Annotated in this window: 22 protein-coding genes; 15 read left to right on the top strand and 7 right to left on the bottom strand. The window is 62.7% G+C overall.

Annotated features, from left to right (window positions below; all coding sequences use genetic code 11):
• Window positions 1-7: 7 nt before the first annotated feature.
• The 12 genes from AC5STB_RS12175 (at window position 8) to AC5STB_RS12120 (ending at window position 10,522) form a co-directional block, all read left to right on the top strand.
• Entirely contained in the window at window positions 8-607 is a 600-nt protein-coding gene (locus AC5STB_RS12175; RefSeq protein WP_495443098.1) for a 2-hydroxychromene-2-carboxylate isomerase, read from the top strand.
• A 69-nt stretch (window positions 608-676) separates the two neighbouring features.
• A complete protein-coding gene (locus AC5STB_RS12170; RefSeq protein WP_495443097.1) occupies window positions 677-1,243 on the top strand; it encodes a NifU family protein in 567 nt (188 codons plus the stop codon).
• A 21-nt stretch (window positions 1,244-1,264) separates the two neighbouring features.
• Complete coding sequence (gene tsaB, locus AC5STB_RS12165) at window positions 1,265-1,861, top strand: tRNA (adenosine(37)-N6)-threonylcarbamoyltransferase complex dimerization subunit type 1 TsaB (protein WP_495443096.1); 597 nt, start codon at window positions 1,265-1,267, stop codon at window positions 1,859-1,861.
• Window positions 1,854-2,279, top strand: coding sequence for a GNAT family N-acetyltransferase (locus AC5STB_RS12160; RefSeq protein ID WP_495443095.1), 426 nt, complete (start codon window positions 1,854-1,856; stop codon window positions 2,277-2,279). The genes tsaB and AC5STB_RS12160 overlap by 8 nt, the downstream gene beginning before the upstream one ends.
• Before the next feature lie 155 nt (window positions 2,280-2,434).
• A complete protein-coding gene (locus tag AC5STB_RS12155; RefSeq protein ID WP_495443094.1) occupies window positions 2,435-3,430 on the top strand; it encodes a BMP family lipoprotein in 996 nt (331 codons plus the stop codon).
• 16 nt (window positions 3,431-3,446) lie between these two features.
• Window positions 3,447-3,800, top strand: coding sequence for a nuclear transport factor 2 family protein (locus tag AC5STB_RS12150; RefSeq protein WP_495443093.1), 354 nt, complete (start codon window positions 3,447-3,449; stop codon window positions 3,798-3,800).
• On the top strand, window positions 3,797-5,326 hold the full coding sequence (locus AC5STB_RS12145) for an ABC transporter ATP-binding protein (RefSeq protein ID WP_495443092.1): 1,530 nt from the start codon (window positions 3,797-3,799) through the stop codon (window positions 5,324-5,326). Before AC5STB_RS12150 ends, AC5STB_RS12145 begins: the two co-directional genes overlap by 4 nt.
• Window positions 5,327-6,421 (top strand): ABC transporter permease, encoded by a 1,095-nt coding sequence (locus AC5STB_RS12140; protein WP_495443091.1) that lies wholly within the window; start codon window positions 5,327-5,329, stop codon window positions 6,419-6,421.
• Window positions 6,421-7,386: an ABC transporter permease gene (locus AC5STB_RS12135; RefSeq protein ID WP_495443090.1), complete on the top strand. Its 966-nt coding sequence runs from the start codon at window positions 6,421-6,423 to the stop codon at window positions 7,384-7,386. The genes AC5STB_RS12140 and AC5STB_RS12135 overlap by 1 nt, the downstream gene beginning before the upstream one ends.
• Before the next feature lie 377 nt (window positions 7,387-7,763).
• The gene (locus AC5STB_RS12130) at window positions 7,764-8,687 is read left to right on the top strand and encodes a sulfite exporter TauE/SafE family protein (RefSeq protein ID WP_495443089.1); all 924 of its coding nucleotides are present in this window, start codon (window positions 7,764-7,766) and stop codon (window positions 8,685-8,687) included.
• 123 nt (window positions 8,688-8,810) lie between these two features.
• Complete coding sequence (locus tag AC5STB_RS12125; protein WP_495443088.1) at window positions 8,811-9,734, top strand: sulfite exporter TauE/SafE family protein; 924 nt, start codon at window positions 8,811-8,813, stop codon at window positions 9,732-9,734.
• A gap of 2 nt (window positions 9,735-9,736) precedes the next feature.
• Window positions 9,737-10,522, top strand: a complete 786-nt coding sequence (locus tag AC5STB_RS12120; protein WP_495443087.1) for a TIGR02186 family protein — start codon at window positions 9,737-9,739, stop codon at window positions 10,520-10,522.
• A gap of 170 nt (window positions 10,523-10,692) precedes the next feature.
• On the opposite strand, the gene AC5STB_RS12115 is transcribed toward AC5STB_RS12120, so the two are convergent.
• From AC5STB_RS12115 to AC5STB_RS12090, 6 genes are all read right to left on the bottom strand, one after another.
• Window positions 10,693-11,430, bottom strand: coding sequence for an SDR family oxidoreductase (locus AC5STB_RS12115; RefSeq protein WP_495443086.1), 738 nt, complete (start codon window positions 11,428-11,430; stop codon window positions 10,693-10,695).
• Window positions 11,427-12,965 (bottom strand): ATP-dependent DNA helicase, encoded by a 1,539-nt coding sequence (locus AC5STB_RS12110; RefSeq protein ID WP_495443085.1) that lies wholly within the window; start codon window positions 12,963-12,965, stop codon window positions 11,427-11,429. Before AC5STB_RS12110 ends, AC5STB_RS12115 begins: the two co-directional genes overlap by 4 nt.
• A gap of 63 nt (window positions 12,966-13,028) precedes the next feature.
• Window positions 13,029-13,670 carry an acyl-homoserine-lactone synthase gene (locus tag AC5STB_RS12105; protein ID WP_495443084.1) on the bottom strand — a complete coding sequence of 214 codons (642 nt, stop codon included), beginning with the start codon at window positions 13,668-13,670 and terminating at the stop codon, window positions 13,029-13,031.
• Between the two features lie 93 nt (window positions 13,671-13,763).
• Window positions 13,764-14,483 carry a helix-turn-helix transcriptional regulator gene (locus tag AC5STB_RS12100; protein WP_495443083.1) on the bottom strand — a complete coding sequence of 240 codons (720 nt, stop codon included), beginning with the start codon at window positions 14,481-14,483 and terminating at the stop codon, window positions 13,764-13,766.
• A 348-nt stretch (window positions 14,484-14,831) separates the two neighbouring features.
• Window positions 14,832-16,112, bottom strand: a complete 1,281-nt coding sequence (gene ccrA, locus AC5STB_RS12095) for a crotonyl-CoA carboxylase/reductase (RefSeq protein ID WP_495443082.1) — start codon at window positions 16,110-16,112, stop codon at window positions 14,832-14,834.
• Window positions 16,113-16,224: 112 nt separating this feature from the next.
• Window positions 16,225-17,655 carry a 1-acyl-sn-glycerol-3-phosphate acyltransferase gene (locus AC5STB_RS12090; protein ID WP_495443081.1) on the bottom strand — a complete coding sequence of 477 codons (1,431 nt, stop codon included), beginning with the start codon at window positions 17,653-17,655 and terminating at the stop codon, window positions 16,225-16,227.
• Window positions 17,656-17,823: 168 nt separating this feature from the next.
• On the opposite strand from AC5STB_RS12090, the gene AC5STB_RS12085 reads away from it, so the two are divergent.
• The 3 genes from AC5STB_RS12085 to deoD all read left to right on the top strand — a co-directional run bounded on the left by AC5STB_RS12085 (window position 17,824) and on the right by deoD (window position 20,953).
• Window positions 17,824-19,791 (top strand): methylmalonyl-CoA mutase family protein, encoded by a 1,968-nt coding sequence (locus tag AC5STB_RS12085; RefSeq protein WP_495443080.1) that lies wholly within the window; start codon window positions 17,824-17,826, stop codon window positions 19,789-19,791.
• Window positions 19,792-19,910: 119 nt separating this feature from the next.
• Window positions 19,911-20,228 carry an H-NS histone family protein gene (locus AC5STB_RS12080; protein WP_495443079.1) on the top strand — a complete coding sequence of 106 codons (318 nt, stop codon included), beginning with the start codon at window positions 19,911-19,913 and terminating at the stop codon, window positions 20,226-20,228.
• A 20-nt stretch (window positions 20,229-20,248) separates the two neighbouring features.
• Complete coding sequence (deoD, locus tag AC5STB_RS12075; protein WP_495443078.1) at window positions 20,249-20,953, top strand: purine-nucleoside phosphorylase; 705 nt, start codon at window positions 20,249-20,251, stop codon at window positions 20,951-20,953.
• Window positions 20,954-21,131: 178 nt separating this feature from the next.
• Here the strand turns inward: deoD and AC5STB_RS12070 are convergent, their stop codons facing one another.
• Complete coding sequence (locus AC5STB_RS12070; RefSeq protein WP_495443077.1) at window positions 21,132-21,989, bottom strand: urea carboxylase-associated family protein; 858 nt, start codon at window positions 21,987-21,989, stop codon at window positions 21,132-21,134.
• Window positions 21,990-22,348 lie beyond the last annotated feature (359 nt).

Raw genomic sequence — 22,348 nt, 5'->3', positions numbered from 1 at the left:
AAGAGCAATGGCAGGCAGGGTCACATTCTGGTTCGAACTCGCCTCCACCTATTCCTATCTCAGCGTGATGCGGATTGGCGGAATGGCTGCCGCGCGCGGTGTCGGCGTCACCTGGAAGCCGTTTCTGCTGGGCCCCATCTTTGCCGCCCAGGGCTGGGACACCTCCCCTTTCAACCTCTACCCGGCCAAAGGCCGCTACATGTGGCGCGACATGGAACGGACCTGCACTGCCCGCGGCCTGCCCTTTTGCCGCCCGGAAGTGTTCCCGCAGAATGGCCTGAAGGCGGCGCGGCTGGCCTTGGCCGCAGCAGAAACGGGTCGCATCGAGGCTTTGGCAAAGTCGGTGTTTCAGGCGCAATTCGGCGATGGTGCGGATATTGCAGATGAAGCAGTCTTGCGGGATTGCTTGCGCCAAAGCGGCTTGGACGCGGCACTGATGCAGCGCGCGCAGTCGCCCGAAATCAAATCGGCACTCCGGGCGCAAACCGATAAGGCCATCGCCGCGGGTATTTTCGGCGCGCCCAGCTTTATCAGCGGGGCGGACCTCTTCTGGGGAGATGACCGGCTGGAGCAGGCGCTGGAGCACGCGCAGGGCGCACCAATTTAGAATAGTTCCAAATCTTGACTTGGCGCGCCACAGGGCGCATATCGGGGGCACGCTTAACGGAGACCCGACATGTTCATTCAGACTGAATCCACGCCTAACCCGGCGACGCTGAAATTCTTGCCGGGCCAGACCGTTCTGGAGGCGGGCACCGCCGACTTCCCCAGCGCAGATGCCGCCGGCAAATCGCCGCTGGCCTCCCGCATCTTTGCGGTCGAAGGCGTGACCGGCGTGTTCTTCGGCAACGACTTCGTGACCGTCACCAAGGCCGACGCCGTCGAATGGGACCACATCAAGCCCGCCATCCTGGGTGCGGTGATGGAGCATTACCAGTCCGGCCAGCCGGTGATGGCGGACGGCTCTGCCGATCCGGCTTCGGGTCATGCCGAGCATACCGGCGAGGACGCGGAGATCGTCAACCAGATCAAGGAACTGCTGGACAGCCGGGTGCGCCCGGCGGTGGCTCAGGACGGCGGCGACATCACCTTCCACGGCTTTGACCGCGGCGTCGTTTACCTGCACATGCAGGGCGCCTGCGCCGGCTGCCCGTCCTCGACCCTGACCCTGAAGATGGGCATCGAGAACCTGCTGCGCCATTATATCCCGGAAGTCACTGAGGTGCGCCCGGTTGCCGTCTGACCGCTCGCGAAAGGACATTTGATGGCTTCCGAACCGCTGGTTCTGGGATTTGACACATCGGCCGCGCATTGCGCGGCCGCTTTGCTGCGCGGGGAAACCGTGCTGGCCTCCCGGCTGGAGGAAATGTCCCGCGGCCAGGCCGAACGGCTGATGCCGCTGCTGGAAGAGGTGCTGGCAGACGGCGGTGCCGCCTGGGCTGATCTTGCCGCGATCGGCGTTGGCGTCGGCCCAGGCAATTTCACCGGCATCCGCATTGCCGTGTCCGCCGCCCGCGGGCTGGCGCTGGGGCTGGAGGTTCCGGCCGTTGGCGTCGACGGGTTCGAGGCCCGCGCAGCCGTGGGCACCCTGCCCGCCGTGCCTGCGCCGCGCGATCAGATTTATTCCGCCCTCCCTGGCGAAGCACCGCGTCTGATGCCGCGCCAGGAGGCTGAGGACGCCGCCCGCGGTGCCGGGCTTGCGTTTGCGCCCGAGGCAAGCCCGGCAGGGATTGCCGAAGCCATTGCCCGCATCACAGCCGCCCGGTTCCGAACGGTGACTGAGCCGCCCGCGCCCCTGTACCTGCGCGCGGCGGATGCGGCCCCTTCCAGAGACGTGCCACCGGCGCTGATTGATGACTGACCCGCTGACACCGGTTGCGATGGCTGCCACCCATGCCGCGGCCTTCACCCAGTCACGGCCCTGGTCGGCGGCGGAATTTGCCGGCCTCCTGGACAGTCCGCTGGTTTTTGCCGCTGGCGATGCCCGCTGTTTCGCCCTGGTGCGGGTGATCGCGGATGAGGCCGAGCTGCTGACCATTGCTACCGGTCCTGCCCATCAGCGGCAGGGTCTGGCCCGCGCCTGCATGGCGGACTGGGAATCAGCCGCCCGCGCGCGCGGTGCTGCAGAGGTGTTTCTGGAGGTGGCCGAAGACAATGCGTCCGCGCAGGCGCTGTACCACGTCTGCGGATTCGCGGAATGCGGGCGCCGGGCGGGTTATTACCGCCGCGAAGGCGCAAAACCCGCGGACGCAATCCTGATGAGAAAAGCTTTACGCTAGGCCAGTTGCGCGGATTTCGCACCATTTGGTCAAAAAGCGGTTGACCCCCTCCCTGCCCTGCAGGCTAAATTGCCGCACCCTCTAAGGCCTGAACGGGGCCGGGCAGCGGAAAAACCCCGCTGCATCCAACAAAAATGACAGTGGGAGTTAACCTGATGACCCTGATGAAACCGCTGATGGGCGCAGCCGCGTCGCTGGCCCTGACCGCAGGCGCCGCGCTGGCGGAACCGGCGCTGATCTTCGATCTGGGCGGCAAGTTCGACAAGAGCTTCAACGAGGCCGCGCACGGCGGTGCACTGCGTTGGGCCGAAGAGACCGGCGAAAGCTACCGCGAGATCGAACTGCAGTCCGAAGCCCAGCGCGAGCAGGCCCTGCGCCGCTTTGCCGAGGCAGGCGCCAACCCGATCGTGATGGTCGGCTTTGCCTTTGCCGATGCCCTCGGCCAGGTGGCGGCCGACTACCCGGACACCAAATTCACCATCATCGACATGGTGGTTGAGGGCGACAACGTGCGCTCTGTTGTCTTCAACGAGCACGAAGGCTCCTATCTTGTCGGCATGATGGCGGCAATGGCCTCCAAGTCGAACACCGTCGGCTTCATCGGCGGCATGGACATCCCGCTGATCCGCAAATTCGCCTGCGGCTATGCACAGGGCGTCAAGGCCGCCAATGGCGACGCCACCGTGATTTCCAACATGACCGGCACCACCCCGGCGGCCTGGAACGACCCGGTCAAAGGGTCTGAGCTGACCAAGGCGCAGATCAGCCAGGGTGCTGACGTGGTCTATGCCGCGGCCGGCGGCACCGGTGTGGGCGTTCTGCAAACCGCAGCTGACGAGGGTATCCTGTCGATCGGCGTGGACAGCAACCAGAACCACCTGCATTCGGGCCAAGTGCTCACCTCGATGACCAAGAACGTCGGCAACGCCGTGTTCGAGGCCTTCTCGGACGGCGCGGACATGGAAACCGGCTTCTCTGTCATGGGCCTGTCCAACGGCGGCGTCGGCTATGCAATGGATGAGCACAACGCGGAGCTGGTCTCTGCTGAGATGCAGTCTGCTGTTGACGACGCAGCAGCCAAGATCGCTTCCGGCGAGATCAAGGTGCATGACTACATGTCCGACGACAGCTGCCCTGCGCTGAGCTTCTAAGAGAAAGCCCCGGGCCATGACGGATTCACTTCATATTCTGTTTGCGGCCTGGGGCGACACATCGCCCGAAGCCCGCGCCGAAAAGACGGTCGCGGCTATCGGGCCAGATTTCTACTATTCCGATCCCAACACTCCTGCCCCTGTCACCGGACGCAGCGCCTATCTGGACTATATCGCGCAGTTCAGCGCGATGATGCCGGGCGCCGCCGCCAGGGTCGTTGCCGTCTCTGAACACCATGGCCATGCGCGCGCCACGGTGGATTTTGAGAAGGACGGCAAACGCATGGTGCGCGGCCAGTATTTTGCCGATTTGAAAGACGGCAAGGTGGTGCGGCTGATCGGATTCACAGGCATGGGAGAGCCCGATTGACCGCCCCCGCCATCGAACTCAAAGGCATTTCCAAGGCCTTTGGCCCGGTCCAGGCAAACAAGGACATTTCCATCAGCGTCGCCCCCGGCACCATTCACGGAATCATCGGTGAAAACGGTGCGGGCAAGTCGACGCTGATGTCGATCCTCTATGGATTTTACAAGGCCGACAAAGGCGAGGTCTGGATCAAGGGCACGCGCACCGCGATCCCGGACAGCCAGGCAGCCATTGCTGCGGGCATTGGCATGGTGTTCCAGCATTTCAAGCTGGTGGAGAATTTCACCGTGCTGGAAAACATCGTCCTGGGGGCGGAGGACAGCGGCATGCTGATGCCCTCGCTGCGCCGCGCCCGCAAGGAGCTGAAGGCGCTGGAGGAGGAATACGAGCTGTTCGTGGACCCTGACGCCCGCATCGACGAGATCGGGGTCGGCATGCAACAGCGGGTGGAGATCCTTAAGGCACTTTACCGCAAGGCCGAGATCCTGATTCTGGACGAACCCACCGGCGTGCTGACCCCGTCGGAGGCCGACCAGCTGTTCCGCATTCTCGACCGCCTGCGCGCCGAAGGAAAGACCATCATCCTGATCACCCACAAGCTGCGGGAGATCATGGAATACACCGACACGGTGTCTGTCATGCGGCGCGGACAGATGACCGCCACCGTCAAGACGGCGGAAACCAGCCCGGAGCATCTGGCAGAGCTGATGGTGGGCCGCAAGGTGCTGCTGCGCGTCGACAAGGTACCCGCCCAGCCCGGTGCCCCGATCCTGGAGATCGAGAACCTGCGGGTGGTGGACAGCGCCGGTGTCGAGCGCGTCAAGGGCATCGACCTGACCGTGCGCGCTGGCGAGATCGTCGGCATTGCCGGCGTCGCCGGCAACGGCCAGTCGGAGCTTCTCGAGGTTCTGGGCGGCATGCGCCCCGGCACTGGCAGTATCAAACTGCATGGCACCGCTCTGCCGCTGCACGGCCAGGGGTCCGATGCCGCCGCACGCCGTGCCGCGCATATCGGTCATGTGCCGGAGGACCGCCAGCGCGAAGGCCTGATCATGGATTTCCACGCCTGGGAGAACGTGGCCTTCGGCTACCACCGCGACCCGGCCTATCAGAACGGCGTTCTGATGAACAACGCCGCCCTGCGTGCCGATACCGAGGCCAAGATGGAGAAATTCGACGTCCGTCCCCCCGATCCCTGGCTGGCGGCCAAAAACTTCTCTGGCGGCAACCAGCAGAAAATCGTCGTGGCGCGCGAAATTGAGCGCAACCCCGACTTGTTGCTGGTCGGCCAGCCGACCCGCGGCGTCGACATCGGCGCCATCGAATTCATTCACAAGCAAATCGTCGAACTACGCGACCAGGGCAAGGCAATCCTGCTGGTTTCGGTCGAGCTGGAAGAGATACTTTCGCTCGCCGACCGGGTTGCCGTGATGTTTGACGGTCAGATCATGGGTGAGCGCCCGGCCGATCAGACCGATGAGAAAGAACTGGGCCTCTTGATGGCCGGTGTCGCGGGGGAGGCCGCGTAAATGGACAAGATGCCGAAATGGGCCGATGTGGTCCTGATCCCAGTGATCAGTTTGATCCTGGCCGCGATCCTATCAGCCCTGGTGATCCTCGGGATCGGTGAGGACCCGGTCGCCGCGGTCAAACTGATGGTCGAGGGCGCTCTGGGCTCCACCTATGGCTGGGGCTACACGCTCTATTATGCCACCAACTTCATGTTTACCGGCCTTGCGGTGGCGATTGCCGCCCATGCCGGCCTTTTCAACATCGGCGGCGAGGGTCAGGCGATGCTGGGCGGGCTTGGCGTGGCGCTGGTCTGCCTGCTGATCCCCTGGCCGCACTGGACGCTGGCGCTGGTCTTTGCCGCACTTGGCGCTGGTATCTTCGGCGCTGCCTGGGCGGCGATCCCCGCCTACCTGCAGGCCAAGCGCGGCAGCCACATCGTGATCACCACAATCATGTTCAACTTCATCGCTGCAGCGGTGCTGAACTATGTGCTGGTCAACCTGTTGCGCCCCGTGGGGTCCATGGACCCGGCCACCGAACGCTTCCCCCAGGCCGTGCACCTGCCGTCCCTGCATGAACTGCTCGCACCGATCGGGATCGAGTTTTCGAAATCCGCACCCGCCAACGTCAGCCTGCTGGTGGCCGTCGGCGCCTGCCTGTTTGTCTGGCTGCTGATCTGGCGCACGCCGCTGGGCTATGAAATCCGCTCCCTGGGCAAATCTGAGCCGGGCGCGCGCTATGCCGGCATCTCCTCGGTCCGCACCATCATGATCGCGATGCTGATCTCCGGCGCGCTGGCCGGCATGATGGCCGTCAACAACGTGATGGGCGAGGCCGAGCGGCTGGTGCTGAATGCCACCGAAGGCGCCGGTTTCATCGGCATTGCGGTGGCGCTGATGGGCCGCAACCACCCGTTTGGCGTGTTTCTGGCGGCGATCCTGTTCGGCTTCCTTTATCAGGGCGGCGCCGAGCTGGCGCTTTGGACTTCGATCCCGCGCGAGCTGATCGTGGTGATCCAGGCCCTGGTGATCCTGTTCACCGGCGCGCTCGACCACATGGTGCGGATGCCGCTTGAAAAGATCTTTCTGGCCGTGCGGAAGGGGCAGAACTGATGGATTTTCTGACGATCATCCAGCTCTTGGATTCCACCGTCCGTCTGGCCACGCCCTTGCTGCTGGCCTGCCTGGCCGGTCTGTTCTCGGAACGCGCGGGCATTTTCGACATCGGGCTTGAGGGCAAGATGCTGATGGCTGCCTTCTTTTCCGCCGCCGTAGCGGCCGCCACCGGCAATGTCTGGCTGGGGCTGCTGGCGGGCATCGGTTCGTCGCTCTTGCTGGCGGCACTGCATGGGGTGGCCTCGATCACCTTCCGCGGCAACCAGCTGATCTCCGGCGTGGCGATCAACTTTCTGGCGGCGGGCATGACCGTGCTGATCGCCCAGGACTGGTTCCAGCAGGGCGGCCGCACCCCCTCGCTGATCGGCGGCGGACGGTTCACCCCGTTCGACCTGCCCTTTGCCGGCAGCCTGTCGGGCGTGCCGGTACTGGGTCCGATTTATTCTGAGCTGCTCTCGGGCCACTCGATCCTGGTCTACATCGCCTTTCTGGCGGTGCCTGCCACCTGGTGGGTGCTGTTCCGCACCCGCTTTGGCCTGCGCCTGCGCGCGGTGGGGGAAAACCCGGCCGCAGTCGATACCGCCGGCGTTTCGGTTGTCGGCCTGCGTTACGCGGCGGTGCTGATCTGCGGCCTTTTGTGCGGCATTGCGGGCGCCTATCTGGCCACCGCGCTGCAGGCCGGTTTCGTCAAGGACATGACCGCCGGGCGCGGCTTCATCGCCCTGGCGGCGCTGATCTTTGCCAAGTGGCGGCCTTGGCACGCGATGGGCGCCTGCCTGCTGTTCGGACTGCTGCAGGCCGTCGCACTGCGGTTCCAGAACATCGAACTGGGCGGCATCACCATCCCGGTGCAGGCAATGGACGCGCTGCCCTACGTGCTGACGGTGGTTATCCTGGCCGGTTTCGTCGGCAAGGCGATCCCGCCCCGGGCCGGCGGCGAGCCTTACGTCAAGGAGCGCTAGGTTCCTCAGCAGAAACCCTGAAACGCCCGGCACCGCGCCGGGCATTTCTTTTCCGATCCTTCGTCTTTTCCGGGTCAAGGGCCGCAAAGCGGCGGCGCGCAAGCGCCGTTCACCCTTGACGCGGCAACGGCGGATTTACACTCGATTAGGCCACTGAGGGGCAGCCCTGCCCCCTCAGTGGCCTCTCAGCAGAACCACTTCGCGCCGCGCGCAGAGCGGCGCCCGGCCCAAATCTACCAAGGCGAAGGACTCCGCCCTTCACCTGCAGGCGCGGGAGCCTCTGTCTTTAAGTCCAGTTCGCCGCCCTCTGTCGGTCCTGCCACCCGCGGTGCCGCCTGGCCTGTTGACCACGCGTGCTCAGATTGCTGTATGGTCCCATGCACGTCTTCCTTCCTATCGCCGAGGTCTCGGTCAACTTTCTGCTGCTGCTGGGCATCGGCGGCGCCGTCGGCGTGCTGTCGGGCATGTTCGGCGTCGGCGGCGGCTTTCTGATCACGCCGCTCCTGTTCCTGATCGGCATTCCGCCAGGGGTCGCGGTTGCCACCTCTGCCAACCAGGTGGTCGCCTCGTCGGTGTCCGGCCTGATGGCGCATTTCCGGCGCCGCTCGGTGGACTTGAAGATGGGCTATGTGCTGCTGGGCGGCGGTCTGATGGGCGCCGCGCTGGGAATGGCGGTCTTCAATTGGCTCAAGCGGCTCGGCCAGGTCGATCTGGCGGTGCAGCTCTGCTATGTGCTGTTCCTCGGCGTGATCGGCGCGCTGATGTTCGTCGAGAGCGTCAATGCGATCCGCAAGGCGCGGCAGGCTGGCGGTGCCCCCGCTTATAAGCGGCGCCAGCGGTCCTGGGTGCATGCCCTGCCCTACAAGATGCGGTTCAAGGCCTCCGGCCTCTATATCTCGGTGATTCCGCCAGCTCTGGTCGGGTTTGGCGTTGGCATCCTGTCTGCAATCATGGGCGTCGGCGGCGGATTCATCATGGTGCCTGCGATGATCTACATCCTCGGCATGCCGACCAAGGTGGTGATCGGCACCTCGCTGTTCCAGATCATCTTTGTCGCCGGGTTCACCACGGTGATGCACGCAACCACCAATTTCACCGTGGATGTGGTGCTGGCGCTGTTCCTGCTGATCGGCGGCGTGGCCGGTGCCCAGCTGGGCACCCTGATCGGCGCCAGGCTCAAGGCCGAGCAGCTGCGGGTGCTGCTGGCACTGCTGGTTCTGTCAGTCTCAATCAAGATTGGCTTCGAGCTGCTGCTGGAGCCGGCCGACCTGTTTTCCCTGACCGTGCAGAACCTGCCCTGACTGCGGTTCCGGCAGCACTGCTGCGATCGGCATAAGTCCAGTTTGCCACGGCAAATCAGTCCTGCACGCTGCAGAGCGGCATAGATCATTGATTTTTGATATGACTGCGGTTTAACAAAGAACATGCAGATCTACCTTCCCATAGCTGAGGTCTCAGTGAATGCCTTCCTTCTCCTGGGACTTGGGGGAATGGTGGGGGTTCTCTCAGGCATGTTCGGAGTTGGCGGCGGCTTCCTGATGACGCCGCTTCTGTTTTTCATCGGCATCCCGCCCGCAGTGGCGGTGGCCACCGAAGCGAACCAAATTGTCGCCTCTTCCTTCTCCGGCGTGCTGGCGCATTTCCGAAGGCGCACGGTCGATATCAAGATGGGGCTGGTGCTGCAGGCCGGCGGCCTGATGGGCGCGGCGCTGGGGGTTGTGGTGTTCAACTACCTCAAGGCGCTTGGCCAGGTCGATCTGCTGGTCAAGCTCTGCTACGTCGTCTTTCTGGGCGTGGTCGGCGGGCTGATGTTCATCGAAAGCCTGAACGCGATCCGCAAGTCCAAGAAGGCAGGCGGTTCCGCCCCCGCCCCGCGCCGCCAGCGCGGCTGGGTGCATGCGCTGCCGTTCAAGATGCGGTTCCGCACCTCCGGCCTTTATATCTCGGTGATCCCGCCCATTCTGGTCGGGGTTGCGGTGGGTATTCTGGCGGCGATCATGGGTGTTGGCGGCGGTTTCATCATGGTGCCTGCAATGATCTATATCCTCGGCATGCCGACCAAAGTGGTTGTCGGCACCTCGCTGTTCCAGATCATCCTGGTCACCGCCTTCACCACCATGCTGCACGCCACGACCAACTATACCGTGGACATCGTGCTGGCCGTACTGCTGCTGATCGGCGGCGTCGTTGGTGCCCAGATCGGCACCCGTATCGGTGTCTACCTCAAGGCGGAACAGCTGCGCATCCTGCTTGCGCTGATGGTCATTGCAGTCTGCGTCAAACTGGGGCTCGACCTTTTGTTGCAACCGTCCGAGCTGTTCTCGCTCGGCGAAGCGGGAGGGCATTGATCATGCGTACGCTGCTGCTCTCCGCCGTGGCCGCCGCCGCGCTGGCGCTGCTGCCGCAATCCGCGGCCCAGGCTGCCAAGGAAGAGGTCGTTCTGGGCCTCAGCCAGGACCGCGTGGCGATCACCGCCACCTTCGACGGCTCCGAGATCCTGATCTTCGGCGCGGTCAAGCGCGAGACCCCGATCCCCACCGACGAACCGCTGCAAGTGATTGTCGCGGTTTCCGGCCCGGCCCCGTCCGTCATGGTGCGGCGCAAGGAAAAGAAGCTGGGAATATGGATCAACGTAGACAGTGTGCTGGTTGATTCCGCGCCTGCTTTCTATGCGGTGGCCACCAGTGCCCCCTTTAAACAGGTGCTGAGCGATACCGAGGACCTGCGATACCGGGTGTCGATCCGCCGCGCGATCCGATCCGTTGGCGCGGCGATGCATATTCGCGGCGCACAAGCCTTTGCCGATGCGGTGATGCGCATCCGCGAGAAGAACGGCCTGTACTCCTTGCGCGAAAACACCGTGGCGGTGGATGAGCAGACCCTGTTCCGCACCGCTATCGACATGCCGGCCGACTTGACCGAGGGGGAATACCACACCAGGATCTTCCTGACACGCGGCGGCGAGGTGGTGTCGAACTATGAAACCACCATTGACGTGCGCAAAGTCGGGCTGGAGCGGTTTCTGTTCTCCCTCTCGCGCGAGCAGCCGTTCCTTTACGGACTGATGTCTCTGGCGATTGCCATCGCGGCCGGCTGGGGTGCCTCTGCCGCCTTCAGCCTGCTCCGAAACCGCTAAGAGGGGCCAGCCCTCTTGGCCTTGCTGCCAATTCACCCCGGAGTATTTGCAGCAAAGAAGAAGCCACGGTTTCTCCTTGCTGAAAGCTCCCCGTCCCGCTGCGCGCCAGCGCAGCGCCACGCCCAACGGGAGCGGCGCATCTCTGATGCGTTTGCGACGGGCGGGAGAGGCTAGCCGCGGCCGATATAGGGCATCTTGGTCGCCATCACCGTCATGAACTGCACGTTGGCCTCCAGCGGCAGATTGGCCATGTGCAGCACGGATTTCGCCGCGTCCTCCACCGCAAATGTGTGCATCGGCTCAGCATCGGGATCGGCTTCGGCATGGCGCTGGCTCAGATCCTCGACCATCGGGGTGCGGGTGTTGCCGATGTCGATCTGGCCGCAGGCGATATCAAAAGGGCGGCCGTCCAGCGACAGGCTTTTGGTGAGGCCGGTGATTGCCGCCTTAGTCGCCGCATAAGGCGCCGACTGCGGGCGCGGCACATGAGCGGCGATGGACCCGTTATTGATGATCCGCCCGCCCTGCGGCGCTTGCTGCCGCATCTGGCGGAAGGCGGCACGCGCGGCCAGATACATGCCGGTGAGGTTCACATTGACGGAGGCGAACCAGTCCTCCAGCGGGATCTCGTCAATTGTGCCCGGCGGGGTGAAGATGCCCGCGTTGTTGAACAGCACATCCAGCCGCCCCGCCGCCATCACAAAGCTGTTCACTGCATGATCCACTGCCGCGGGGTCGGTCACATCGGCGGGCAGCACATGGGCGTTCTTGCGGCCCTGCGCCACCTGTTCGAGCTTTTCTGCCCGGCGGGCGGCCAAACCGACCTGCCAGCCCTCTGCCAGAAACAGCTCCGCTACGGCGCGGCCGATGCCGGAGCTGGCACCGGTGATCAGGATGGTTTTGCTCATGCCGAGGTTTCTTCCTGTGCTTCCAGCGTCAGAGCCGCGGCCGGCACCGCCTTCAGATCGTCCACCTGCAGCGGGCCTGCAGGTTTGGCCAGCCGGTTCCTGACCACCCAGATCAGCCGATCCTGGGCGCGGGTGATCGCCACATAGGCCAGCCGCTTCCACAGGGGCTGGCCTGCCTCCACCCGGCCCATGCGGGCGGCGGCATAGATATCGGGCGCAAAAACCTGAGTGGTCCCCCATTGCGAACCCTGCGCTTTGTGGATGGTCACTGCGGCACCGTGCAGAAATGTCGCCCCCATGCGGGCGGCGTAGGGGATAAAAGGTTCTTCCTCATCCGGCTTCTCGATCTTCACGATGGAGGCGGCAGAGACCTGCGGGTCCTCTGCCCCCATCACATGCAGGCGCGAAAATCCGGGCTTGCGGCCGGAACCGAGAAAGATCACCTGGGCCCCCTTGATCAGCCCGCGGGCCTCCAGGTCCAGGCGTTTCTTGCGGTGCTTCATTGGCAGTTCGATGCCGTCGCAAATCAGCGGCTCGCCCGCGATCAGCTCATCTTCCGGCGCGCCGTAAACAGTGCGGAAAGCATTGATCAGCCGGATACGGGTGTTGTTGCGCCAGACCAGCACCGGAGAGCGCGCCATCAGGTCGACCTCAACCCGCTGGCCCCAGACCACGCGGTCGTCGCGGCGGGCCGTGTCTTCCACCATGCGTTCAAAATCCTCGAACCCCAGCTGCGGGTCGGCCAGCGCATGGGCGAGATCCAGAATCGGGTTGCCCGCTTCCTGCCGGTGGATGCGGTTCAGAACCAGCTGCCGCGGTTCCGGCAGGGTTTCGAACACCATGGAGCCGGACTGATTCACCGGCGCCAGCTGCGCCGGGTCGCCAAACAGGATAAGGTTCGGGAAAATCTCCTTCAGATCCTCAAACTGGCGGTCGTCCAGCATCGAGGCTTCATCGACAAAACCGATGTCCAAAGGTTCCTCGCGCCGTTTCCAGCCGGTTATGAAGTCGGAGCCGCGCAGGCCTGCGGCGGCCAAGGCGCCGGGAATGGACTTGTTTTTTTCATAGAACGCCGCGGCGCGGGCCAGCGCCTCCTCGGTCAGGCCTTCGATGTCGGGCCGATCGCCCTGCCCCGCCAGCCATTCGGCAATCTTCTCGAACTCCGGGTCATAGACCGGGGTGTAAAGAATACGGTGGATGGTCGTGGCCGGCACGCCGCGCAGGCGCAACACGCTGGCAGCCTTGTTGGTCGGCGCCAGGATCGCCAGGGTGCGGCGGTCCTCGCCTTTCTTGCGGCTTTCGTAATCGCCGGAGACGACCTCCACTCCCGCCTGCTCCAGCGCCTTGTAAAGCTCGGCCAGCAGCAGCGTCTTGCCCGATCCCGCCTTGCCGATCACCGCCATCACCCCGGCGTCGCCGCGGGGCGGCTGCAGCAGCCCGTCATCAAGGTCCACCCCTGCCTGGCGCAGGAGTTCGGTCACGCTGTCAAAAGCGGTTGCCTGGTCATCGGAGAATTGTACGGGCGGTGTTGTCATGGCGCGACCCTACAGCCGCAAAGCCGGCTCCGCCAGAGGAACCGGCCCCGGAAAACGCGTCTGTCAGGCTGTAAGCGCCAAGGGTTCCGCAGCATGCACCCCGCCAAAGGAGCGGTCGAACCAAAGCTGCGACAGGTCCGGTGCGATACCGGCCCTGGCCGCCACATTCTGATAGATTTCCGGCGCATATTCCCACAACCCCAGGCAAATGCGGTCCCGCCCCTCTCCTTGGGTGCCAACCACTTCCGGGCTGAAGCCCAGGCTGCGGTAGATCCGTATCATGCGGCGGTCAAAGACACCTGCAAAGTGCCGGACGCAAAAATTGCGCATGATCTCAACCCCGCCCAGGGTCAGTGCTCCGGCGACACTGCTGCCAGCCCCCTGCGACAGGCAGAAGCGGGTGCACTCCCAGATCAGCGGGCTGCAGATCGGCACGCCGCCCGCGAGGTCTAGAAACACATCGTTGATCATCACCCGCCCGGTGGTCGGCAGGAAGCGCATGGAGCCGCCATGGCTGCCGTCGGGCATTTCCCAGATTACATACAGCGGGTCCAGCGCGTCATACCGGTCGCGCTCCTCGCCCTTGCAGTCAACCTGCACCTCCCAGCCGAGCCGGGTCTTGAACTGGTCCGCCCGGTCGCGGAACATAGAATGTGCCAGAAAAGCGTGGTTGCGGAGGTCGCGGCCATAGATAAAGCGAAGCATGATTCAGTCCCCTTCTGGTTGAACATTAGGGACAGATTACGGCCAGAAAAAACAATCTCAGAGTGTATTTATGATAGCTTTCGCAACTTCTCGTTAAATTACAATTAAACCAAGCGACATCGCCCGGGCAATCGCGTGAGTGGTATTGATCGCCCCTAATTTGAAGCGGGCGCTCTCAATGTAAACGCGCAGCGTGTGTTCCGAGATCGACAGGGTTTTGGCCACCTGCGCACGGCTGTAGCCAATTGCCAGCAGGGTCAGCGCATCCACCTCCCGCGGCGACAGCGGCTGGGGCTGCTCCGGGCTGCGGTCGGGCTCGAACTCCAGCGCCTTGCGGTTAAAGTAATGCGCAATCAGGATCATGTCGCGGCTGTAGCGCTCGGTCAGCTTTTCCCAGGTCTCGTCATCACAATTGTGGCTGACGGTGAACACCGCAAACTGCCCGCTCGGCCCGCGGATCGGGATCGAATAGCCCTGGTTTCCGACCCCGTGCTCAAGCGCGTCCTTGAGAAACTCCCTGGCAGGTTTGGGCGACCAATCCAGCCGCTTCCAGTCCACCGGATGAAACCGCTGGTAGCAGCCGGCCACAACCGGATCGACCCGGACATAGGATTTCTTCTGGTAGCGTTCGACCCAGCCCTGCGGGTAGGTGCCGAAGTAGTAATGATCGCCGGCGCTGTCGACCCAATGATACATGGCGTGATCAACGCCGAAGACGGTGCAAACCTGCTCAATAATCTGCTGAAGACCGTCCAGGGTGCCGGTCGCATCAAGCGCCTCTAGAATGCGGTCCAATTCTGCTTTGCCTGCCATTTCCGTCCGCCGCCGTAACTTGCTGCTGTCAAATTGATTGCGCCATGTTTGCTGCGCTACGCATGGCATATCCTGCGGGTTACTGCAGTGCCTGTTTCCGCTAGGTCAATGGCAGTTCCGGGTTTTGGGTCATTTTCCCGTGCCGTTCTGTACCGATGGGGCAACAAAATACGAGATTGGCAGAAATAGCACCAGTTTTTTACAGCCGGAGGCATCCCTCCGTTGATTAGCGGGGCAGCTGTGGCCGATCGGCTGAATAACTTAAAATTATAAATAAAATTTCCCGCAAAACGCCTTGGCGGCTCGCGGGAAATCTTGTTTCGTTTCAGCTTTTGCGCTTATCCGCCTTCAGGCGTCGAGCACATCCTGCAGTGTGCGCAGGCCGGTTTTTGGCGCCTGCACCAGTACCGACATGTTGCCCGGCAGGTGCTCATTGCGCAGCATCTTCATGTGCGCTTCCGGCAGATCCGCCCAGGTGAAGACTTCGGACATGCAGGGGTCGAGACGGCGCTCCACCATCAGCTTGTTGGCAGCTGCGGCCTGCTTCAGGTGAGCAAAGTGGGAGCCCTGAAGGCGCTTCTGGTGCATCCACATGTAACGCACGTCGAAGGTCAGGTTATAGCCGGTGGTGCCGGCGCAGATCACAACCATGCCGCCCTTCTTGACCACGAAGGTGGACACGGGGAAGGTCGCCTCGCCCGGGTGCTCGAAGACCATATCGACGTTATTGCCCTTACCGGTGATATCCCAGATTGCCTTGCCGAACTTGCGGGCTTCCTTGAACCACTCAGCATACTCCGGGGTGTTGACTGTCGGCAGCTGGCCCCAGCAGTTGAAATCCTTGCGGTTCAGAACACCCTTGGCACCCAGTCCCATGACAAAATCGCGCTTGCTCTCGTCCGAGATCACGCCGATGGCATTGGCGCCAGCAGTGTTGATCAGCTGGATCGCATAAGAGCCAAGGCCGCCCGAGGCCCCCCAGACCAGCACGTTCTGGCCCGGCTTCAGGTCGTGCGGTTCATGGCCGAACAGCATCCGGTAGGCGGTGGCCAGCGTCAGCGTGTAGCAGGCGCTTTCTTCCCAAGTCAGATGCTTGGGGCGCGGCATCAGCTGCTGGGCCTGCACATTGGTGAACTGGGCAAAGGAGCCATCCGGGGTTTCGTAGCCCCAGATCCGCTGGCTGGGGGAATACATCGGGTCGCCGCCGTTGCACTCCTCGTCGTCGCCGTCATCCTGGTTGCAATGGATGACCACCTCGTCGCCGACTTTCCAGCGGGTCACCTTGGAACCTACGGCCCAGACGATGCCCGAGGCATCGGAGCCGGCAATGTGATACGGCGCCTTGTGACCGTCGAAGGGAGAGATCGGCTTGCCAAGCGAGGCCCAGACACCATTGTAGTTGACGCCTGCCGCCATCACCAGCACCAGCACCTCGTTGCTGTCCAGCTCTGGCACATCGACCACTTCCTGCTGCATGGCGGTGTTCGGTTCGCCATGGCGTTCCTTGCGAATGGCCCATGCGTACATTTTTTTTGGCACATAGCCCATCGGGGGGATTTCCCCCAGCTCATAGAGATCCTTCTCCGGCGCCTCGTACGACATGACGTCAGTCTGGGTATCCAATGCCATGATGGCCTCCTTTGCATCCTGTTCTTTGCCGCGGTGCAGAATCGCAGCGGTTACCTGAGGGATAGGATTGGAAAAGTAATATTGCAACCACTTTTGAGGCATTTGGGTAATTTTATGACCCTGCGGACGCAGCATCACCGTTAGCAGGTGCAGAAAAATCACCTTTTCCATCAGGCTGTCCGCTGCCCTCTGGCAGCAGGTGGCGGATCGAATTGGCATAAAACGCCAGCAGGTCCCGGCACTCCCCGGCCGCCGCTATCCGCCCTCCTGTTTCCAGGATCAGCCCGCGCTTGAGCAACTGGTTCAGGCCTGTCTCTGTGTCAAAGGACAGGCTGTCCCGCGGAATATGGACAGGCGCCAGCGGCATTGCCGAGATCAGCTCTTCCAGCCGGCGCTCGATCTCCGCCCTGCTGAGCGGCCCGTTCCGCAGCAGAACCGCGGCGATCAGCGGCACGGGAAGAACCGGGACAATGGCGCTGATCCGCTGCATCAACTCCCGCGCCAGCGGTCTGGTGATGTCCCCCTCGCGTCCGGCACCAAATCCGGCAAGGCTAAGGGGCCGGCCAAAATTCACCGCCGCATAGCCCGCACGGCGGTAGCGGCCGGTCATCCACAGCCACAGCTGCCGCAAGAGCCGCAGTGCCACCAGCCCGATCCGGGCGCGGAAGCGGCGGTCACCCGCCTTGGCGGCAGAGGTCAGGATCTTGTCTTCCAGCACCCGGTCATAGTTCAGCGCCACCGGTACAAAGACCACATCGCGCCGGCCCGGGTCGTAGCCCTCGACGATATATTTCAGCAGCCCCAGCCTAGGCGCTGCCAGAGCGCCATCGAGGCTGAGGCCCCCCTCCGGGAACATCGCCTGGGTGGAACCGCCGCGGGTGGCCAGGCGAACATAGGCCGCCAGCACCTTGCGATAGAGGTCATTGCGCGAGCGGCGGCGGATGAAATAAGCGCCCATCGCCCGGATCAGACGGCTGAGCGGCCAGACCCGCGCCCACTCCCCCACCGCGTAAGACAGCGCCGAGCGTTCCGCCGCCAGATAGGTGACCAGCACGTAATCCATGTTGGAGCGGTGGTTCATCACAAAGACCACTGTGGCATTAGGGTCGATGGCGCGTAGCGCCTCCTCGTCCTGATGGCCCAGCCGCACCCGGTAGACTGCATTGGACAGAAACCGCGCCGCCCGGATTGCCAGGCCGAAGTAGGCGAAAGCCGAAAAGCCCGGCACGATCTCCCGCGCATAGCGGCGCACCAGCTCGAATGCCACATTTTCCGGGATGCCTTCTGCCGCTGCATGATCTGCAGCGGCCTGCGCAACCTGCGGATCATGGATCAGCCTCTGAATCATGTCGTGGCGGCGGGCCAGCTTGAACGGCTCAATCGGCCGCTCCAGCCGCTGATTGAGACGCGCCACCGCGCGTTCCAGCCGCCGCCGGAAAAACCAGCGCACCGAGGGGAACAGGAAATGCGACGCAAAGGTCACCGCGGCAAAACCGACGGTAAGCACAAAAAGCCACAGCGGAAGTTCCACGGTTTGCGTCATAGTTGAACAGTTGCCCATGGCCTCCGCCTTTACAAGCGCCAAGCCATCCGGGTGTCCTGCCTAGAAAGGGAATTGCCGCAACGCAGCGAATTGACATGGGTTTAAAATTGCAGTCTACATCAATCCGACGAAATAAAATTACCGGAACACTGACTCGCGAGGCCCGACATGCCGCAGATGCAAAAAGACCGCCCCTGGCTGATCCGCACCTATGCCGGCCATTCCACGGCATCGGCATCCAACGCGCTTTACCGCGCCAACCTGGCGAAGGGGCAGACCGGCCTGTCCGTGGCCTTCGACCTGCCGACCCAGACCGGCTACGACAGCGACCATGTGCTGGCCCGCGGCGAAGTGGGCAAGGTTGGCGTGCCCGTCTGCCACCTGGGCGATATGCGGACCCTGTTTGACGAAATCCCGCTGGAACAGATGAACACCTCGATGACGATCAACGCCACGGCCCCGTGGCTGCTGGCGCTGTACATCGCGGTGGCTGAGGAACAGGGGGCGGATGTGTCCAAGCTGCAGGGCACCGTTCAAAACGACCTGATCAAGGAATACCTCTCGCGCGGCACTTATGTCTGCCCGCCCAAGCCCAGCCTCAAGATGATCGCGGATGTGGCAGAGTACTGCTACACCAACGTGCCCAAGTGGAACCCGATGAATGTCTGCTCCTACCACTTGCAGGAGGCCGGCGCGACGCCGGAGCAGGAACTGGCCTTTGCTCTCGCGACCGCGCAGGCGGTGCTGGACGAGCTGAAACCACGGATCGCGCCGGAGGACTTCCCGGCGATGGTCGGCCGCATCTCCTTCTTCGTGAACGCGGGCATCCGGTTTGTCACCGAGATGTGCAAGATGCGCGCCTTTGTCGACCTATGGGATGAGATCTGCGAGAAACGCTATGGCGTCGCTGACCCCAAATTCCGCCGCTTCCGCTATGGCGTGCAGGTGAACTCTCTGGGCCTGACCGAGCAGCAGCCGGAAAACAATGTCTACCGTATCCTGATCGAGATGCTGGCGGTAACGCTATCCAAGAAGGCCCGTGCCCGCGCGGTGCAGCTGCCGGCCTGGAACGAAGCCCTCGGCCTGCCCCGCCCCTGGGACCAGCAGTGGTCAATGCGGATGCAGCAGATCCTGGCTTATGAGACCGACCTCCTGGAATACGGCGACCTGTTCGACGGCAACCCGGCGGTCGACGCCAAGGTGGAGGAGCTGAAGGAGGGCGCCCGGGCCGAGCTTGCCAACCTGGAATCGATGGGCGGCGCTGTGGCCTCCATTGAATACATGAAGGGCCGACTGGTCGACTCCAACGCTGAACGGCTGAACCGGATCGAACAGAACGAAACCGTCGTGGTCGGCGTCAACAAATGGACCGAAGGCGAGCCGTCGCCGCTGCAGACCGAGGACGGCGGCATTATGGTGGTAGACCCGGCGGTGGAGCAGGAGCAAATCGGCCGTCTGAACACCTGGCGCGGCGAGCGTGACAACGACGCGGTGCAATCGGCACTGGCGTCCCTGCGCGCTGCCGCGCAAAGTGGTGCAAATATCATGGAACCCTCCATCGCAGCTGCCAAGGCCGGCGTCACCACCGGCGAATGGGCTGAGGAGATGCGCAAGGTCCACGGCACCTACCGCGGACCGACCGGTGTCTCGGCATCGGTGTCGAACAAGACCGAAGGGCTGGACGACCTGCGCGATGCTGTAAATGCGGTCAGCGACGTGCTGGGCCGGCGGATCAAGTTCGTGGTCGGCAAGCCGGGACTGGATGGCCATTCCAACGGTGCCGAGCAGATCGCTTTCCGCGCCCGCGACTGCGGTATGGACATCACCTATGACGGCATCCGCATGACCCCCGCCGAGCTGGTGGATGCCGCGCAAAAGGACGATGCCCATGTGGTCGGACTGTCGATCCTGTCAGGCAGCCACCTGCCGCTGGTGGAGGAAATGATGCAGCGCATGCGTGACGCCGGGCTGGATCATATTCCGGTGATCGTCGGCGGCATCATTCCGGATGAGGACGCCCAAAAGCTGAAATCAATGGGAGTCGCTCGCGTATACACTCCAAAGGATTTCGAGCTCAACTCAATTATGAGCGACATTGTCGACCTGGCAAAGCCACCTCAAATTGCATCGCTTTGACCCATAACAGGCAAATTCCCGCAAATCGCTGAAAAAGATGCTGAAACGCGTCTGGTAATTGGCTCATAAAGAATGACATACCGTTTTTCCGGTATGTCATTCTTTATATGGAGTTCCAAATGACCGTCGATCTTTCAAAAATGAGCAGAAAAGAACTACTTCAGCTGCAAACCGATGTTGCTGAGGCGCTGCGCGATGCAGAATTGCGTGAACGTCAGGAAGCATTGAAAGCAGCCGAGGAAGCGGCCGCAAAATATGGTTTTTCGCTGGATGAAATTGCCGGCGCGTCGCGCCAGACTGCCAAGAAAACCAAGGCCGCCCCGAAATACCGTAACCCGAACAACCCCGAGGAAACCTGGACCGGCCGCGGCCGCAAGCCGCATTGGGTGCATGCGGCGCTGACCGCGGGAATGGATATTTCCGACTTGGAAATCTGAAACCGCAGCGGAGCGAAGCCATGACCATTCATATCGGCGCCGCACAGGGCGACATTGCAGAAACCGTTCTGATGCCCGGCGACCCCTACCGCGCGAAATGGGCGGCCGAAACCTTTTTGCAGGACGCCCGGCTGGTCAACGAAGTGCGCGGGATGCTCGGCTATACGGGCACTTGGAACGGGCATCGTGTCACCATTCAGGGCAGCGGCATGGGCATGCCCTCGCTGTCGATCTACGTCAATGAGCTGATCCGGGACTACGGGGCAAAAACCCTGATCCGCATCGGCTCCTGCGGCGGTATGCAGGACAAGGTGAAGGTCCGCGACGTGATCCTGGCAATGACTGCCACCACCCTGAACAGCCCCTCCAGCGGCATTTTCCGCGAGCTCAACTTTGCGCCCTGCGCCGATTGGGGCCTGCTGCATGCGGCTGCGCAGGCTGCGGCCAAGCGCGGATCAGCCACCCACATCGGCGGCATCTACTCTTCGGATGTGTTCTATGACGAACGCCCCGACCTGAACGAGCAGATGGTCCGCCACGGCATCCTCGGCGTCGAGATGGAGGCAGCGGAATTATACACGCTGGCCGCCCGCCACGGCTGCCGCGCATTGGCGGTACTGACCGTGTCTGACCACCTGGGCACCGGCGAGGCCCTGCCCTCAGATCAGCGTGAACGCAGCTTTGGCGACATGGTCGAAATTGCGCTGGAAGCCGCATTCAGCTGAACGCCACAGCTCCTTAAAGAAAACGGGCAGCAGATTTTCTGCTGCCCGTTTTCTTTAAGGAGCTGCTGTTTCAGGTGACTTGGTTAAACACTTTAAAATTCCCATTTTGAAAAGTTTGAGACCATTCTATCCAGCAGCAATATTTGCTCTTGTCCTGAATATGACCTGGCTTGCCCGGCTACCCGCACCCGTGACTGCGGTCATATCCATTTGGCGGCGGGCTGTGCCAATCCCCCAGCGCGCCTTCTGGCGGGGCAAATATCTCGACCAGCAGCGGATAGCAGGCCGCCGCATCGCTTGAATGTTCTGCCGAACAATCGCCTCCCGGACAGGCGCTGAGACTGCCCAGCAAGTCGATCTCAGCAAAAAACTCCAGATAATCGTCAGGCCGCACCGGGCTGGCCTTCATGAAATACTGGCCGGTGTCGCGGGTGAAGCCGGTGCACATGAAGACATTCAGCACATCATGCACATGCGGTTCCGCCTCAGCCGGGGAAACGCCCTGATGATCCGCCAGTGCCCTAGTCAGGTTGGAGTGGCAGCAATGATGGTATTGGCTGCCCGCCAGCAGGTTGCCAGTGTAAGGGTCGCAGCGGGTGCCGATCACGTCATGCACCGAGCCGCCGAATTCATCAATGCCGTACCAGCCCAGCGTATCCGCCACCACAGTCGCCATCGGGCGCAGATGCGGAAAGCTGGTCCACATCCGTTCACCGGTGGTGATATGGGTGCCATGCAGGGCGCGGGTCTTGCCGGAATAGAACCGCTCGCTCAGGTCGTTCCTGTTCCACAGGTTCAGATCCCCCACCTGCGGCCCCTCAACTGAGGTGATGCGGAAGAAATGCCCGGCCGGCACTTCGAAACAGGCAGCGTCACGGGGCGGCACCAGCACCTCTCCGGTCTTCACCGCGCTCTCGCGTACTTGGCGGTACAGCGCCAGATCCGGCACCGGCAGGGTGTCATTGGGATAGCAGATCACCGGTTTGACAGCGCGGCGGGCCGCCGCATCGGCGGGAGCTGCGGGAGTGCTGGGCATGGACGCAAACCTTCCTGTTTGTTCGCTCCATCAAGACCGCTTCGCTGGCCCTGTGCAAGCCCTTCCCCGCACGGGCAGGGTCTCAGATCTTTCGAGCCGGGAAACAAAGCCCGGGACACGGCATTCCCGCCTGCAGCCGCAGGAGCACCGTATCAGGGGGCACTGCGCTGCGAGTTGCGGCAAATACGCGGAGGACTCTCTCCAATATCTTCAGCACCGCAATAGCTGCAGCGCCATCGCCCTTCGGATTTCACCTGCCGCCAGCGGCAGTTGCGGGTCAGATCCAGTGCGCGGTGGCGCCACAAAAAGTAGCAGAAGACGCCGGCCGCCAGGACAGCAATGAGTATCATGCGGCCTGT

The sequence above is a fragment of the Leisingera sp. CC-HEC093 genome (genome assembly GCF_059429195.1).
The sequence above is the reverse complement of the archived record's forward strand: the minus strand, read 5'-3'. Positions and strand labels throughout refer to the sequence as shown.